At 68.9% G+C, this 14,131-nt stretch carries 15 protein-coding genes and 2 pseudogenes; 9 read left to right on the plus strand and 8 right to left on the minus strand.

Translation table 11 applies throughout. From position 1 onward, the window contains the following. Positions 1-1,635: pseudogene (locus tag IEZ15_RS34895) on the plus strand (hypothetical protein); the annotation flags it as partial. Positions 1,636-1,668: 33 nt separating this feature from the next. Next, a complete protein-coding gene (locus tag IEZ15_RS34900) occupies positions 1,669-2,148 on the plus strand; it encodes a hypothetical protein (protein ID WP_229846318.1) in 480 nt (159 codons plus the stop codon). Between the two features lie 132 nt (positions 2,149-2,280). Here IEZ15_RS34900 and IEZ15_RS34905 read toward each other — a convergent pair whose 3' ends face one another. Together IEZ15_RS34905 and IEZ15_RS34910 are read right to left on the minus strand one after the other, a co-directional pair. Beyond that, the gene (locus IEZ15_RS34905) at positions 2,281-2,691 is read right to left on the minus strand and encodes a hypothetical protein (RefSeq protein WP_189280927.1); all 411 of its coding nucleotides are present in this window, start codon (positions 2,689-2,691) and stop codon (positions 2,281-2,283) included. A gap of 267 nt (positions 2,692-2,958) precedes the next feature. Further along, positions 2,959-3,414: a MarR family winged helix-turn-helix transcriptional regulator gene (locus tag IEZ15_RS34910; RefSeq protein ID WP_114245907.1), complete on the minus strand. Its 456-nt coding sequence runs from the start codon at positions 3,412-3,414 to the stop codon at positions 2,959-2,961. Positions 3,415-3,579: 165 nt separating this feature from the next. Between IEZ15_RS34910 and IEZ15_RS34915 the strand changes: the two genes are divergently transcribed. After that, positions 3,580-5,037 (plus strand): MFS transporter, encoded by a 1,458-nt coding sequence (locus IEZ15_RS34915; protein WP_189280928.1) that lies wholly within the window; start codon positions 3,580-3,582, stop codon positions 5,035-5,037. A gap of 245 nt (positions 5,038-5,282) precedes the next feature. Here the strand turns inward: IEZ15_RS34915 and IEZ15_RS34920 are convergent, their stop codons facing one another. Beyond that, positions 5,283-6,269 carry a hypothetical protein gene (locus IEZ15_RS34920; RefSeq protein ID WP_189280929.1) on the minus strand — a complete coding sequence of 329 codons (987 nt, stop codon included), beginning with the start codon at positions 6,267-6,269 and terminating at the stop codon, positions 5,283-5,285. A gap of 189 nt (positions 6,270-6,458) precedes the next feature. Here IEZ15_RS34920 and IEZ15_RS34925 point away from each other — a divergent pair, with 189 nt between their 5' ends. Further along, entirely contained in the window at positions 6,459-6,737 is a 279-nt protein-coding gene (locus IEZ15_RS34925) for a type II toxin-antitoxin system Phd/YefM family antitoxin (protein WP_229846319.1), read from the plus strand. A gap of 4 nt (positions 6,738-6,741) precedes the next feature. After that, positions 6,742-7,020: pseudogene (locus IEZ15_RS34930) on the plus strand (type II toxin-antitoxin system RelE family toxin). A gap of 29 nt (positions 7,021-7,049) precedes the next feature. On the opposite strand, the gene IEZ15_RS34935 reads toward IEZ15_RS34930, so the two are convergent. Further along, on the minus strand, positions 7,050-7,469 hold the full coding sequence (locus IEZ15_RS34935; RefSeq protein WP_189280930.1) for a hypothetical protein: 420 nt from the start codon (positions 7,467-7,469) through the stop codon (positions 7,050-7,052). A gap of 81 nt (positions 7,470-7,550) precedes the next feature. Between IEZ15_RS34935 and IEZ15_RS34940 the strand changes: the two genes are divergently transcribed. Genes IEZ15_RS34940 through IEZ15_RS34955 form a run of 4 tightly spaced genes read left to right on the plus strand, consistent with a single transcriptional unit; the run spans position 7,551 to position 11,032 of the window. Continuing rightward, positions 7,551-8,363 carry a helix-turn-helix domain-containing protein gene (locus IEZ15_RS34940; protein WP_373302689.1) on the plus strand — a complete coding sequence of 271 codons (813 nt, stop codon included), beginning with the start codon at positions 7,551-7,553 and terminating at the stop codon, positions 8,361-8,363. Further along, a complete protein-coding gene (locus IEZ15_RS34945) occupies positions 8,360-8,599 on the plus strand; it encodes a DUF397 domain-containing protein (RefSeq protein WP_189280931.1) in 240 nt (79 codons plus the stop codon). Before IEZ15_RS34940 ends, IEZ15_RS34945 begins: the two co-directional genes overlap by 4 nt. Positions 8,600-8,642: 43 nt before the next feature. Continuing rightward, positions 8,643-9,965 carry an ATP-binding protein gene (locus IEZ15_RS34950; RefSeq protein ID WP_189280932.1) on the plus strand — a complete coding sequence of 441 codons (1,323 nt, stop codon included), beginning with the start codon at positions 8,643-8,645 and terminating at the stop codon, positions 9,963-9,965. Next, positions 9,962-11,032: a tetratricopeptide repeat protein gene (locus tag IEZ15_RS34955; protein ID WP_189280933.1), complete on the plus strand. Its 1,071-nt coding sequence runs from the start codon at positions 9,962-9,964 to the stop codon at positions 11,030-11,032. Before IEZ15_RS34950 ends, IEZ15_RS34955 begins: the two co-directional genes overlap by 4 nt. 281 nt (positions 11,033-11,313) lie before the next feature. Here IEZ15_RS34955 and IEZ15_RS34965 read toward each other — a convergent pair whose 3' ends face one another. The 4 genes from IEZ15_RS34965 to IEZ15_RS34980 all read right to left on the minus strand — a co-directional run bounded on the left by IEZ15_RS34965 (position 11,314) and on the right by IEZ15_RS34980 (position 14,120). Beyond that, positions 11,314-12,177, minus strand: coding sequence for an ABC transporter permease (locus tag IEZ15_RS34965; protein WP_189280934.1), 864 nt, complete (start codon positions 12,175-12,177; stop codon positions 11,314-11,316). Further along, entirely contained in the window at positions 12,137-13,003 is an 867-nt protein-coding gene (locus tag IEZ15_RS34970; RefSeq protein ID WP_189280935.1) for an ABC transporter ATP-binding protein, read from the minus strand. Before IEZ15_RS34970 ends, IEZ15_RS34965 begins: the two co-directional genes overlap by 41 nt. Continuing rightward, entirely contained in the window at positions 13,000-13,458 is a 459-nt protein-coding gene (locus IEZ15_RS34975) for a MarR family winged helix-turn-helix transcriptional regulator (RefSeq protein WP_189280936.1), read from the minus strand. The genes IEZ15_RS34970 and IEZ15_RS34975 overlap by 4 nt, the downstream gene beginning before the upstream one ends. A gap of 167 nt (positions 13,459-13,625) precedes the next feature. After that, entirely contained in the window at positions 13,626-14,120 is a 495-nt protein-coding gene (locus tag IEZ15_RS34980) for a cupin domain-containing protein (protein WP_189280937.1), read from the minus strand. Positions 14,121-14,131: the final 11 nt, after the last annotated feature.

A 14,131-nucleotide genomic window follows, 5' to 3' on the forward strand; every position in this document is an offset into this window, starting at 1 on the left:
CTGTCCGTCGCAGGGAAGGCCGGCAAGGTCATCGACCCGATGACCTACATCGCCAAGGGCGCAGGCGCCGGCCTCTCCAAGATCGGCGACATCACCAAGGGCCTGAAGGGGATCGGCAACATCGAGATCCCCAAACTCCCCGACGACGCCATCGTGCTGCCCGAGGGCTCCCTCAAACTGCCCGACGGCACCGTCCACCTCCCCGAAGGCGCGGCTGTTCCGGACGGCGGGATCAAGCTCCCCGACGGGAACGTCAAGTTCCCCGACGGTGCCCCCGTCCTGCCCGAGGGCACCACGAAGCTGCCCACCGGCCCCGGTGAACCGGCACGCTACTTCGACAGCGAGTACAACCTCCTCGACGAGAACGGCAACGTCCTCCAGAAGGCAGAAGACGCCCGCCCCGAACGCTCCCCGGACATCCACCCGGACACGACAGACACCGGCACCCCGCACATCGGCTCACCCGACAGAGAACCGGTCCTGGCCGGCGTCGGCGCCCACACCGCCGACAACGCCGCCCACACCGCCGACAACGCCGCCCACATCGGCGACAATCCCACCGGCCTCGGCAGCAGCCTCGACACCGACCTCGGAGACATCGGCCGCACCGGCGAACACATCCCCGACGGCACCATCGGCGACAATCTCCCGGGCACCCGCACCGGAGACAACGCCCCCACCGGCCACGCGGGCCACAACCTCCCCGGCGCCCATGCCGGAGACACCATGCTGCCCCCGAGCAGCCACGTCCCGGGCGGCCACGTCGCCGACAACCTGCCACCCACCCGGGTCGCCGACAGAGCCGAAACCGGCCCCGCCGGTCACGACGTGCCGGGCGGATCCACGACGGACACCCTGCCGCGCCATGCCGATTCACGCGGCGCAGGTGCCTCCGACGACCTGGGGCGTGCCGGTGACGACGCGACCGACGGCGTGGGCCGCGGAACCGACGATGCGCCCGGCGAGCACGGCGACGCGACGGGCCATGACGACGGGCCCGCGCACATCGACGACACCGAGGGCCCGAACCCGGCAGACGACCAGCCGGACGCGACCGACACCGGCGCGAAGCCCGGCGACGACCATCCCTACGCGGGGTACGAACCGGACTATTCACGGCCGGCTCTCCTGCCTGCGGACGGCCCTCTCACGCTCAGGGACGTCCGCAATACGCACGACGTCCGCACCCGTTGGGAACGCGGTGAAGAATTCCATCGCCAGATGTGGGGTGGTGGCCCCGAACGGCACTACCCGGTCCCCACGAGCGAAGGTTCGCGGTATCCCGTAACTGCGACCGGCGGCAGGAAAGTTGACGTTCCCGTTGATCTGCCCGACGGGCGCACGGTCGCTGTCGAGGTGAAGACGTACGGTCCCTATCGCACCATCACGCTCAAGGACGGCACGCACCAGACGATCCAGAACGAGGTCCCGCTCAGCAAGCACATCAAGGAGCAGATTCACAAGGACATAGCCTTGAGGAATATGGATCCCGGCTATGACCCACGATGGTCGTTCACCCATGCAGGCCCGTCGGCGGAGCTTCGCAGCTATCTCCAGGAAGCAAAAATCATATTCCTGGAATACGGACCCACACCCAAGAAAGACCAGTGGGACCTGCCGCCGAAGAAGAAGTAGGATCACTCCGGGTCGACCGAAGGGCTACACACAATGTCGCAGAGCAGTAACCCGGATTCCGCGGACGCAGAGGTCCAGGAGTGGACAGAGGGCGCGCACCTCAACGCTGTCGGTCTTGCGACCGTGCTCGGTGTGGCGCCCGAGGAGTACACGGCGGACCCATTGGCGCTTCTGCCGGGCCTCCAGAACTATGTGGACCGCCTGCCGTTGGGCGAGTTCGAACAGTCGGACTGGGTCACGCTCCACACGGACCTGACGTCATACCTCGGTGATCTGCTCGTACGGCGTCGCGGGGCCATCTGGAAGAAGGTCGACGACCGCAGCTCACCCGCCGGCTATCGATACCTCATCGAGGCCGAGGGGCTCGACGGAAAGAGATATCAGGCGGAGCCCTACGACGTGGTGATGGAAGAATTCCAACACCTTCCCATTGAAATCGGGCGCATGATTGCAAACGCGGAAGCCGTCTTGCATGTAACGCCGACCATCAATGAAGATGCACTGGGCGGATAACGTCGCGATCTTGATCATTGGTCAACGCGATCGAATGCAGGACGGTGGATTGACCGACGCCGAGAGGGATGCCCGGGTGCGGGGCCGGATCGGACAGCCCCGGCAATACGGGGCCGGGACGAGTACCGATGGTCAGCCGGACCCGCCCTCCGACGGGACCAGGGACATCTTCACCAGCTCTCCGGCCCTGTTGACCAAGAGTTCGGGAACGTCTTCCTCGTAGAAGCGGATCTGCCCGACGACGCCCTCGGTGCCGGAGTTCCCTACGAGCCGCTCGGCCAGCGAATCAAGTTCGGGAATGACTTCGGCGTGCATCTCCTGGCGCACCGTCAGGGACCATCCGTCGTCCGTCCGGGCCAGCTCACCGACCTGGATCCCGCCGATGCGCGCAGCGGGTCCGCGCTCCGCCAACAGCGGGTACATACCCGCTGGGGCAGCCTCTCCGCCCTCGATACCGAGATGCCATCGCAGATCGGCGAGCACGGAGCCCGGTACGGAGGCCCGGATGTCCAGGGCAAGGTCCACGGCGTACACGTCACTCATACGGACAGCCTAACGAGCATCGCTGGGGCCGACGGGCCTGTGCACGCCGCGAACGGTGCCTCGGCCGTGGACAGCCCTGGGTATGACCAACGCCCGGGGGCGGGAACGCTGTTCCGCGTACGCGACCGCTCGGGCGGACCGGAGTGCTCGTGGGGATGTGACAGTGGGAGCCCTTTGTGTCACGTCCGGTTCCGGGTGGGGTGCGGGCGGGCTCGGGGTCGCCGCCTCCAGGACCTGCCACACGGTTGCCACCACTGACAGGTCAGATCAGGGTCGCGGCCACCGGCGTCCGCTCAGGCGCTCGATGTCGGCGTTGAAGCGCCTGAGGTACGCGGCGAAGGCCGAGACGTCCTCCTCGGACCAGTCGGACATGATCTGGTCCAGCGAGCTCGTATTGCGCTCCCGCTCATCGTCGAGCATGCGCGCACCCTCGTCGGTGATGCGGAACTTGCGGGCCATGCCACCGTCGGGGTCGGGTATGCGCTCGACGAGACCGGCGCGCTTCGCCGCGGCGGTCTGCCGGTTGAGGGTCGAGGCGTCGAGCCCGAAGGCGTCGCTCAGTTCACCGATCGACATCGGGCCCTGGACGCGGATGCGGCTGAGCAGGATGTAGGCGCTCCGCTCCAGCCGGCTGTCCTCGCGGCGGCCGTTCCTGTGATGCAGAAGTCCATGGCGGCTGAGCAGCATCTGCTCGTACTCGACCTCTTGCGTAGCCCTGACCATTGCGACCGCTGCCTCTCGCTCCTTGCCGGGCCGCCGGCACGTTTCATTTCGGAGCGGCCCCACTTCATCCTCTCACATGACTATGCATCGCACACATGATGTGCGCGATGCATAAGCCATGTACGATGCAATTCGATACCCGACAGCCATCCGAGGAGTCCCGATATGGGAGCCCCCCAAGCATCGACCCGCGCGAACGGTGTGATCGCCACGCTGGCGTTCGCCGGCATCGTGGCCGCGATCATGCAGACCCTGGTCACGCCGCTCATCGCGGAACTGCCGCAGATCCTGCACACCAGCTCCGCGAACGCCGCCTGGGTGATCACGGTGACCCTGCTGGCGGGGGCCGTGTGCGTGCCCGTCACCGGACGCCTCGGCGACCTGCTGGGCAAGCGCCGGATGCTCCTCGCCTGTTCCGTCCCCCTCATCGTGGGGTCGGTGGTCTGCGCCCTCGCATCGTCCGTCGTGCCCATGATCATCGGACGTGGTCTGCAGGGCATGGGCATGGGCATGGTGCCGCTCGGCATCGCCCTGCTCCGCGACGTGGTCCCCGCCGAGAAGCTCAGCTCCTCCATCGCCCTGGTCAGCGCGTCCATGGGTATCGGCGGCGGCCTCGGCCTGCCGATCGCCTCCGCCGTCGCGCAGTACGCGAACTGGCGCGTGCTGTTCTGGGGCTCCGCCGTCCTGGCCGTGGCCATCGCCACCCTGATCTGGTTCCTCATCCCGGACGTCCCGGCCGGCGCCAAGGGGCAGCGTTTCGACGCACCCGGCGCGCTCGGCCTCGGCGTCGGCCTGGTCTGCCTGCTGCTCGCCGTCTCCAAGGGCGCCGAGTGGGGATGGACCTCCGTGACGACGCTCAGCCTGTTCATCGCCGCCGTCGTCGTGCTGCTGGCCTGGGGCGCGTGGGAACTGCGCACCCGTGACCCGCTGGTCGACCTGCGCACCACGGCCCGCCCCCGCGTACTGATCACCAACGTCGCCTCGATCTTCGTCGGCTTCGGCATGTACGCCAGCATGCTGATCGTGCCTCAGCTGCTCCAGTTCCCCGAGGCCACCGGCTACGGTCTCGGCCAGTCGATGCTGGCGGCGGGCCTCTGGATGGCCCCCGGCGGCGTCATGATGATGATCGTCTCTCCGTTCGGCGGAAAGCTCACCGACGCCCGCGGCCCGAAGTTCACCCTGATCTGTGGCGTCCTGGTGCTGGCCGCCGGGTACGGCCTCTCTCTCGTCCTCATGGGCTCCGCCTGGGGGCTGATGCTGTCCCTCATGGTCATCAACAGCGGTGTGGGTCTCGCCTACGGCTCCATGCCGGCCCTGATCATGGGCTCCGTGCCGCTCTCCGAAACCGCCGCGGCCAACGGCTTCAACACGCTGATGCGTTCCCTCGGCACCTCGATCGGTGCGGCCGTGATCGGCGTGGTCCTGTCCCAGATGACCACCACGACGGGCGGCTACAGCTTCACCTCGGAGAGCGGCTTCCGCACCGGCCTGATCATCGGCTGCGGCGTCGCCCTGGTCGCCGCGGCGATCGCCCTCGTCATCCCGGCGGTGCGCCGCAGCGCGTCCGACACCGCGAAGGACGATGCGGCCCCCGCCCCCGAGCAGGCCGCTGTCGAAGCCTGACCGGCCCGACATCCGTTGCGGCACCCCACCCGGGCCACGAGCCCGGCGGGGAAGCCGATCCGCGCTGCCCGGCGTCACCCCTCCGCCGACGCCGGGCAGCGGACCGGGCGGCGGGCGGGAGAACGTTCAGCCGGAGGCCGGAACACGGTCGAGCGTCGACCGGCCCGCGGGTTCCCAGGTCGCCTTGCCGCCGGGAAGGCCCAGGTCCCCGGCTCGGCCGATACCGATGCACCGCCGATTGCCCTTCAGGCGGTCTCGGCCGGGTTCGCCGCGAGGGAGGCGACTCGTTCGCGCCAGGGGATGTGTGAAGGCTGCTGCGCATACGCGGCTGCTTGGGCGGCCCAGGATGCCCGTGCCTCCTCCTGGCGGCACGGGGCGCAGTGTGTTTCGTCCCCCACCGACCGGAAGACGTGATCCTCGCCGGGACCGGCGCAGGGGACGAGTTCCCTGACGCGGGGTGGTGCCGCGGGGCGGGCATCGGTGGGCGCCGGGGGTTCCGGGAGTTTCTGTACGAGGCGGTGGCGCAGGAATCCGACCGCCGACCGCACGCCCTCCGGGGGCAGTTCGCTGGTCAGGGCCCGACGTAAGTCGGTGGTCGTGATGCCGCGCCGAATCCACTCCGCAGCCAGCTCGGCGAGCCCCCGGGCCTCGCGGACTCCCAGGTGCAGCTGGGGTGTTGCGTGGCGAAGTGACAGCAGGAGCCGTTCTGTCACGTTCAGTTCGGGGGCAGGGGTGCTGTCGCGACCGGGCTCGGCTTCGGACTCGGGCTCGGCTTCGGAGGGTGGGTGGGGATAGTTCTTCTCACGTTCTTCTTCCACCGGTAGTGAGCCACCGACCGCCCGGATCCCCGGCTGACCGACCGTCCGTTCCTGCTCACTCGGCTGGGGCGCAGGCGCCACCACCAGACCGTCCAGGACCCGTCGGGCCTGTTCCGCCGTGAGAGGGACGTTCGAGCAGAGTTGGTCGGTGGCCCAGTGACCCCGGCCCACCTGCCGCCGCCGCTCATGCACGAAACCGTTCTCCACCAGCTGTTTCTTGGCCTTCTGGTACGCCCGTCCAGTGATCCCGAGATTCTTCGCATGCTCACTGAGCGCCTGCCCGGCCCGGTCTTCGGGAAGCCCCTGTACGTGCAGGAGGAGAACCTTCGCGTCACTGCCCAGACGCGGATGGCGCACGACGTCGTGCGAAGCCTTCGTGTAGCGCCGAGAGGGCGCGATAGCATGCCGAAGCATCCCGGTGGACTCCTGTATCCACTCGTGGTGAAGGCCCTCGGAGCGGTGTTGGTAGCACCCCCGGGGGCCGCTCTGTGTGCAGGTGCGCCACAGAGCGTTATGACGCGATCACCGTACCGCAGGCTGCGGGAGCCTTGTCCCCTTTCGCTCACACTCGTGCGACAGATGTGCACCTACTACATTCACTACATGAGTGAGCCTGTCGTTGAGTCCATGGCAGAGGTCCGCCGTCACCTCGCCGATGTCATAGACCGCGCGCGACGGGATGGGATCCCGACGATCATCACCCGCCGCGGCAAGAGCGAAGCCGTGCTGGTCGATATCGACGAATACCGACGCCTGAAGCAGGTCGCCGAGCAGTACGAGGAAGAGTGGCTCAACCGACTGGCCGACGAGGCCGAGTCCGAGGGCCTCAACGGTTCGGTCTCCGTGGAAGAGATGGCCGCACTCCTCCGATCTGCGCCCTGACCTCATGGGATACGTCATGCGGTTCACTTCGCGCGCACAGCGGGACTTGCTGAAGATTCCTCGTCAGGACGCGCTCCGCATCCTCTTCCGTCTCACCGAGCTCCAGAAGTCGCTGGACAAGTGAGATACCGCAGCCTTTGACATCAAAGCCCTCCAGGTGCACTCGGCCAGGTGGCGGCTGAGAATCGGCGACTACCGCGCCGTGTACACCGTCGAAGACGGTCAGCTCATCCTGTGGGCGCTGGCCGTCGCACACCGCGGCGAGGTCTACCGCAACCTGTAACTCACGCTCCGGGCCCCTGGGGCACGCCCTCACCCCTCCCTGGCCGTCACCTCCAGGACCAGTTCGTGCAGTAGGCCGGCGTCCACGAACGGCGCCTCGGCCGTGGGCAGTGAGCGCCAGTCGAGCGGCCAGGTCAGCCCGTGCAGCGCGGGCACCCCGACGAACGCCGCGTTCTGCCCGTAGCACCCCATCAACTGCGCCCCCGACGGCCACCGGTGCGCGCGGGCGCTTCGCGGCGGCAACAGGAAGTACATGCTGCGCTCCCCGATCCCCGACCGCACGATCGGGCCCGCCTGGAAGTCGGTTAACTGCATGATCTCGTAAGCGACTTGCTCGCCGAGTACGCCCGGGATCCGTACCGCGTCGAAGTGAATACCGACGTGACGCAGGGCGTGTCCGGACGCGGGTACCCACGAGGGCGCCGGGGTGGGTGAACTTTTCCGTTCCATGGGGAAAGCGTCCCGGTCGACACCTACCGTGACCAGGGACACAGGACGTCTGTGCACTGTTGTGTTCGCAGGGGAGAGATTGTGCACTCCAGTGGTCGTGGCGGCAGCAACGCCGAAATGTTCGGCAAAATGCTGCGTTTCTTCCGTGAACGGGCCGGGCTCTCGCAAGAGGCCCTCGGCTTGAAGATCGGCTATTCCAAGTCACAGGTGGCGATGGTCGAACGGGGGCAACGGCCTCCTAGGGACGAATTCATCGCGGAGGCGGACTGCGCGTTGGGTGCACAGGGTGCACTGAAGGCCGCAGGCGAGGGGTTGACGTTCGGCTATCTGGCGTCCTGGTTCGAGCCGTTCGCCGAGGAAGAGATCACCGCTTCCGCCAGGCACGAGTACGAAACTCACGTCGTGCCCGGGATGTTGCAGACAGACGGCTACGCCCGCACCGTATTGGGCAGCGGCTACCCACCCGTCGACGATGACAAGGTCGAGGGTCGGGTCGCGGCCCGTTTGGCACGCCAGAGGCTCCTGTTCCGAAAGCCCGTGCCGGACATCGGCTTTGTCCTGGAGCTCGCCGCTCTTACCCGGCCCATCGGGGGTCGTCGGGTGCACAAGGAGCAGCTCGACCACATCCTGGAGGTCGGGGCGCTACGGCATGTGCAGGTGCAGGTGATGTCACCACGTCGGCAGACTCACGCCGGTCTCAGTGGCCCGTTCGTTCTGCTGGAGACCAAGGAACGGCGTCAGCTCGCCTACGTCGAAGTTCAGGACCACAACTTCCTCGTCAGCGAACAACCGGCGCTGGGAAACCTGTTCGGGAAATATGGCATTCTGCGGGCGCAGGCCCTCAGCCCCGAAGAGTCCAGAGACGTGATCGAACAGGTGGCGAAAGACCTATGAACACCGGCCTCAATTGGTTCAAGAGCAGCTACAGCGGCGAAAACAGCGGCAACTGCGTAGAGGTCGCCGTCACTTGGAACAAGTCCAGCTACAGCGGCGACCAGGGCGGCGACTGCGTCGAGGTCGCCGCGTGCCCCGACACCATCCACGTCCGCGACTCCAAGGACCTGACCGTCCCCGCCCTCACCCTCTCCCCCGCCGCCTGGGCCGACTTCCTCCCCTACGCCGCGCAGTAAGGCCGCGTCACCGGCTGTCGGCCCCGCTCCGTAGGGTGTCGGCATGTCCAACGAGTCGCCCCTGATCCAGAGCATGCGGACCGCTGTCGCCGCGGCGCCCGCCGACGTACCGCTGCGCCTGCACCTCGCCGAGCTCCTGCTCGGAGAAGGGCTGGGCGAGGCCGCCGTCGCCGAGGCCGCCGTCGCGTTGCAGCACGCGCCCGGGGACGCAGCCGCGCGGGCGCTCATGATGCGGGCGATGGGGCTGCCCGCCCCGGCCGACGACAAGGCGGAGAAGGCCGAGGAGCCCCCGAAGGCGGAGGAGCCGGAGCAGCCCGCCGCACACCGCCCCTCCACCGGGTTCGACTGGGCCGCCGCCGAGAACGAGGTCGCGGGCGCCGTCCCGCCGCGCTTCGTGGCCCCCGCCCCCGCTGCCGGCCCGGGTGCCACCGCCCCCGAGGCGCCCCTCGCCGCCGACGGCAGCGGTGATCCGGGCAACGCCGCCGCCTGGGAGGTCGACGCCCCCGGTACCGTCACGCTCGCCGACGTCGGCGGCATGGAGGAGATCAAGGAGCGCCTCGAAGCCGCGTTCCTGGCTCCCATGCGCAATCCCGAACTGGGCAGGCTGTACGGGAAGAGCCTGCGCGGCGGGCTGTTGATGTACGGGCCGCCCGGGTGCGGGAAGACGTTCATCGCGCGGGCCGTCGCGGGTGAGCTCGGGGCCAGCTTCATGTCCGTGTCGATCAACGATGTGCTCGACATGTGGATGGGCAACTCCGAGCGCAATATGCACGAGGTCTTCGAGACGGCCCGCCGCCAGGCACCGTGCGTGCTGTTCCTCGACGAGGTGGACGCGCTGGGCGCCAAGCGCAGTCGTATGCAGCACGGCGGGATGCGTAACACCGTCAATCAGCTGCTCACCGAGCTGGACGGGGTCGGCGGGGCCAACGAGGGGGTGTTCGTGCTTGCCGCGACCAACGTCCCCTGGGACGTGGACATCGCGCTGCGGCGCCCCGGCCGGCTGGACAGGACGCTGCTCGTGCTGCCGCCGGACGCACCCGCGCGCGAGGCGATCCTCCGCTACCACCTGCGCGACCGGCCGATCGAATCCGTCGACCTGGGCAAGCTGGTCAAGGTCACCGAGGATCTGTCCGGCGCCGATCTGGCCCACGTCTGCGAGTCCGCGTCCGAGCGGGCGCTGCTCGACTCGACCCGTACCGGCGTGGTCCGGATGATCAACATGAAGGATCTGCTGGGCGCGGCGAAGGAAGTGCGGCCGTCCACCGATCCGTGGTTCGCCTCAGCACGCAATGTGGCGATGTTCGCCAACGAGGGTGGCATGTATGACGAGTTGCTCGCCTATCTGAAGAGGAAGCGCAAGCTGTGACCACGGCGGGGCACGAACTGACCGAGCAGGCGAGCGCGCTGCTCATACTCGGCCGGGTCGATGAGGCGAAGGCCATGCTGGCCAAGCGGCTGGCCCAGGACCCCGAGGACGTCCGCGCCTGGTCCCAGCTGGGCCGGTGCCATGAGCAGCTGAAGGAGTACGAGCAGGCTGTCGAGGCGACCGGGGCTGCGCTCGCGATCGACCCCGAGTACGTCAACGCCCTGATCATCCGGACCTACGCGTTGCGCCGGCTGCGGCGCACCGACGAGTCGCTGGCGGCGGCACAGGAGGCGGTACGGCTCGCGCCGCATTACTGGCAGTCGTACATGGCGCTCGCCGAGGCGCTCAACGCCTGGCAGCCGCGCTGGCCCGAGGTGCTCGCGGCGGCGCAGGAGGCGGTGCGGCTGGGGCCTGAGGAGACCGGGGCGTACGGCTCGCTGTGGAAGGCCGCGCTGCTCAACGGCAGGAGCGACCTCGTCGACCTCGCGGTGCGCGAGACCTTGCGTATTGATCCCAATGACGCCTGGGCGCTGAGCCAGCAGGCGGAGAAGCAGCTCGCCGCGCCCGGCATGAAACCGAAGCAGCGGGCGGAGGTGTATGCGTCCGCGCTTGCCGCCGACCCCGCTTCGGACCGGATGCGCCTGGGACTGGACCGGGCCGTTTTCCAGATGCTGCGCCGTACCCGGTGGCTTGCGGTACTGAGCCTGGTGCTGGCGGGGGCGGCGATCGACCTGTTCCCGTCCGACGGGGAGGCCAAGGAGCTGCCGCTGCCGCTCGGCATCCGGGTGTATGTGCTGGCGCTGATCGGAGTGATCTGGGCGCTCGGCGCGTGGTGGCGCTACCGGAAGCTGCGCGCAGGGGTGCAGCTGAGTGTGCGGTCGTTGCTGCGGCGGATGTTCTGGGCGCGGCTGGTGCTGGTGCAGGCGGTGCTGGGGACGTTGTGCGCGGTGGCCATCGCGGCGGTGCCGTGGACGGGCCGGGGTGTTCCGCAGGTGCTGTTCTGGGTGGGGCTCGTACCGACGCTGCTGACGATCTGGTTCGACCGGCCGCGCACGCGACAGGCGTAACCGAAGGTCCGGCAGTGCGTGGTCGCCGGTCAGGAGATGCTGCGGTCAGAAGATGCTGCGGTCAGGAGACGAGGATGCCGATGCCGTCTCCGAGCGGTTTCGCCCCGGGTACGAAGAACAGGGCTGCCATGACAGCGACCTTGTGCCGGGCGGTCCAGTCCTTCCAGCCGCTGAGCACGGTCGTCGCCCGCTCCTCCGTGAACAGCAGTACTGCGAGCGGACGTCGACACCGCTGAGCCCGGGTCCGACGACAAGCCGCGGACAGGACGGCTCCGCGGTGCTCAGCGGGCCAGGCGGCCCAGCAGAGAACCGGCGGCGACGATGCCGGCCAGCGCCGCGAACGCGAGGACGGCGAGGTCGAGGCCCAGGTGGGCCTGGGTGCCGATGAGCAGTCCGCGCAGGGCGTCGACCTGGTAGCTCAGCGGGTTCACCCTGCTGACGGCTTGGAGCCAGCCGGGCATCAGGGCGACCGGGTAGAGCGCGTTGGAGGCGAAGAAGAGCGGCATCGTGATGGCCTGGCCGATGCCCATCAGCCGGTCGCGGGTCAGGACGATCCCGGCGATCGACATCGACAGGCAGGAGAAGAACGCCGAGGCGAGGAGGACCACGACGACCACGCCGAGCAGCCGCAACGGGTTCCAGGTCATGCCGACACCGATCAGCGCGGCGATCACGATGACGACCGCGGCCTGGATCACGGCCTTCACCCCGGCGGCGAAGGCCTTGCCGGTCACCAGGGCGGTCCGGGGCGTGGGCGTGACCATGAGTTTGGTGAGTACGCCCGAGTCCCGCTCCCAGATGATCATGATTCCGTAGAAGATCGCGATGAACATGGCGGACTGGGCGATGATGCCCGGCGCCAGGAAGTCGAGATAGGGGACGCCGCCGGTCGGGATGGCGTGGATACGGGAGAACGTCACGCCGAAGATCAGCAGCCAGAGCGCGGGCTGCACGGCGCGGGTGTAGATCTCGGTGCGGTCGTGGCGCAGTTTCTGCAGTTCGACGACGCACATCGCGGTGACGCGCGCGGGGACGACGCGCCAGCCGGTGCGGGGCGGCGGCGGGGTCAGCAGCAACGCGAACCGCTGATCCGGCGGGACGGACTCAGCCGAGGCGGGATGCGGTGCGACGGGTACGGCGGACATCTCGGAACGCTCCTTTCCCTTCGTCGGAGCCGGAGCCGGGGTCGTTCAGTCCGGCTCCGGAGTGGTGGCGGAAGACGTCCTCCAGGGACGGTGGCGGAAGGCCCGTCTCGCCCGATTCCCTGCGGTGGGCGACGAGCTCGTTCTTGAGCTGGGCGGGGGTGCCGAGCGCGCGGAGTCTGCCGAGGTGCATCAGCGCGAGCCGGTCGCAGCGCTGGTCGGCCTCGTCCATGGAGTGGGTGGTGACCAGCACGGTCATGCCGGCGGCGACCCGTATCTCGGTGATGCGTTCCCAGACGCTGTCCCGTGCGATCGGGTCCAGGCCGATGGTCGGCTCGTCCAGGATCATCAGCCGGGGCGCGCTGACCAGGGCCTGCGCGAGTTCGAGGCGGCGGACCATGCCGCCGGAGTACGTGGCGGCGAGTCGGTGCGCGACATCGCCGAGGCCGACCGCGTCCAGCGCCTGGGAGACCCGCGCGGCGCGCTGGCGGCGGGGCACGTCGAAGACGCGGGCGAAGAGCTGGACGTTCTCCCGTCCGGTGAGGCTCGCATCGGCCGACAGCTGCTGCGGTACGTAGCCGAGCAGGCGCCGCACCGCCATCTTCTGCCGGGCCGCGTCATGGCCGAACACCTCGATGACGCCGGGCGGTACGGGCAGGAGCGTGGTGATCGCGCGCATCGTCGTGGTCTTGCCCGCGCCGTTGGGCCCCAGGAGGCCGAACACCTCCCCCTGGCCGACCAGCAGGTCCAGGCCGTCGACGACCTTCGCGTCGCCGAAGCTGTAGCTCAGACCGGTGCAGTTGAGGGCGGGGGCGGTTTGCGTGGTCACGCGGTCTCATCCCCTTCGCTTCGCAGTGAGGCGGCGAGTCTGTGCAGGGCCGGGAGCGCGGCGGCGAGTGCCGCCCGGTCGGCCGCGTCGAGCCCGGCCAGATGCTCGCGGAAGAGCGCCTCGCGACGGGCGTGCCAGTCGCTCAGCCTCCCGATCCCTGCGGAGGTCGGATGCAGCAGCGCGGCCCGCCCGTCTTCGGGGTCCTTCTCCCGTCGCAGCAGTCCGTCGGCGACGAGATGGTTCACCAGGGTGCTGACCGAGTTGGGCGCGAGACAGAGGCTGTGTGCGGCCGTGGAGACGCGGATGCCGGGTCGGTCGGCCACCAGCCGCAGCAGTTCGGCGTGCGCCCCGCGCAGCCGGGGCGCCGGCAGGCCGCTCCACAGCCGCCGCCGGGCGAGCCTCTGGATGCGGGGCAGAAGTCCGGCGAGCTCATCAGGCAGATCGCCCGCCACCATTTATTCATTTTAACTCTGTATGAGACCTAATGTCCCTGTTGTTTTTGCCTGTACGGAAACGGGGCCGCCACCCCCCGCGATGAGCGGAGGACGGCGGCCCCGGTCGAGGGATCTCGGCGTGCGCCGCAAAGACCTTGGCGCCCGCCAACCGGAGTACCGCCGCGCGGTCAGTGGCCGGCGAACCGCTCCCCGCACCGACTGCAGAACACCGGCTCCGGGTCCTGCGAGAGCCGGCCGCACCCGGGGCAGACCCGGTCCAGCATGCAGGGCGCCTCGCCGCCCTCGTATCCGGCCGGGGGCGCGACCGAGGGCTTGATGGTCAGGCCGGGGCGTCGGCGGTGGACGGTCACATAGGCCAGACCGTCCGGTCCCGCGGCGAGGGCGCGGCGGGAGGTGCGGGGCAGCCAGACGACGCCGGTCGGCGTCAGGTTCAGCGCGTCGCCCCCGGCGACGACCCGGCCGCTGCCCGCGATGACGACGAGAAGGACGTCCAGGACGTCCTCCTGATGCTCACCCACCTCCGCGCCCGGCGGAAGACGTACCAGATTGGCATCCAGCTCCCGGCCCTGCTCGGCCAGTTGCCACAGCGCACCGCGGTCGTCGTGGGCGGCGGCGGTCAGCAGGTCGTCGAGTACGGCCAGTACCCGGGGTTCGGAATTCACGGCAATCAGGC

Source organism: Streptomyces atratus (assembly GCF_014648655.1).
In the GTDB taxonomy this organism is placed as follows: Bacteria; Actinomycetota; Actinomycetes; order Streptomycetales; family Streptomycetaceae; genus Streptomyces; species Streptomyces atratus.

Excerpts from the sequence above, each read along its gene's own strand:
- IEZ15_RS34935 (WP_189280930.1), bottom strand. The coding sequence starts at position 7,469 with ATGGAACGGAAAAGTTCACCCACCCCGGCGCCCTCGTGGGTACCCGCG.
- IEZ15_RS34920 (WP_189280929.1), bottom strand. The coding sequence starts at position 6,269 with ATGCTTCGGCATGCTATCGCGCCCTCTCGGCGCTACACGAAGGCTTCG.
- IEZ15_RS34950 (WP_189280932.1), top strand. The coding sequence starts at position 8,643 with ATGTCCAACGAGTCGCCCCTGATCCAGAGCATGCGGACCGCTGTCGCC.
- IEZ15_RS34915 (WP_189280928.1), top strand. The coding sequence starts at position 3,580 with ATGGGAGCCCCCCAAGCATCGACCCGCGCGAACGGTGTGATCGCCACG.
- IEZ15_RS34975 (WP_189280936.1), bottom strand. The coding sequence starts at position 13,458 with ATGGTGGCGGGCGATCTGCCTGATGAGCTCGCCGGACTTCTGCCCCGC.
- IEZ15_RS34925 (WP_229846319.1), top strand. The coding sequence starts at position 6,459 with ATGAGTGAGCCTGTCGTTGAGTCCATGGCAGAGGTCCGCCGTCACCTC.
- IEZ15_RS34910 (WP_114245907.1), bottom strand. The coding sequence starts at position 3,414 with ATGGTCAGGGCTACGCAAGAGGTCGAGTACGAGCAGATGCTGCTCAGC.
- IEZ15_RS34900 (WP_229846318.1), top strand. The coding sequence starts at position 1,669 with ATGTCGCAGAGCAGTAACCCGGATTCCGCGGACGCAGAGGTCCAGGAG.
- IEZ15_RS34905 (WP_189280927.1), bottom strand. The coding sequence starts at position 2,691 with ATGAGTGACGTGTACGCCGTGGACCTTGCCCTGGACATCCGGGCCTCC.
- IEZ15_RS34945 (WP_189280931.1), top strand. The coding sequence starts at position 8,360 with ATGAACACCGGCCTCAATTGGTTCAAGAGCAGCTACAGCGGCGAAAAC.
- IEZ15_RS34965 (WP_189280934.1), bottom strand. The coding sequence starts at position 12,177 with ATGTCCGCCGTACCCGTCGCACCGCATCCCGCCTCGGCTGAGTCCGTC.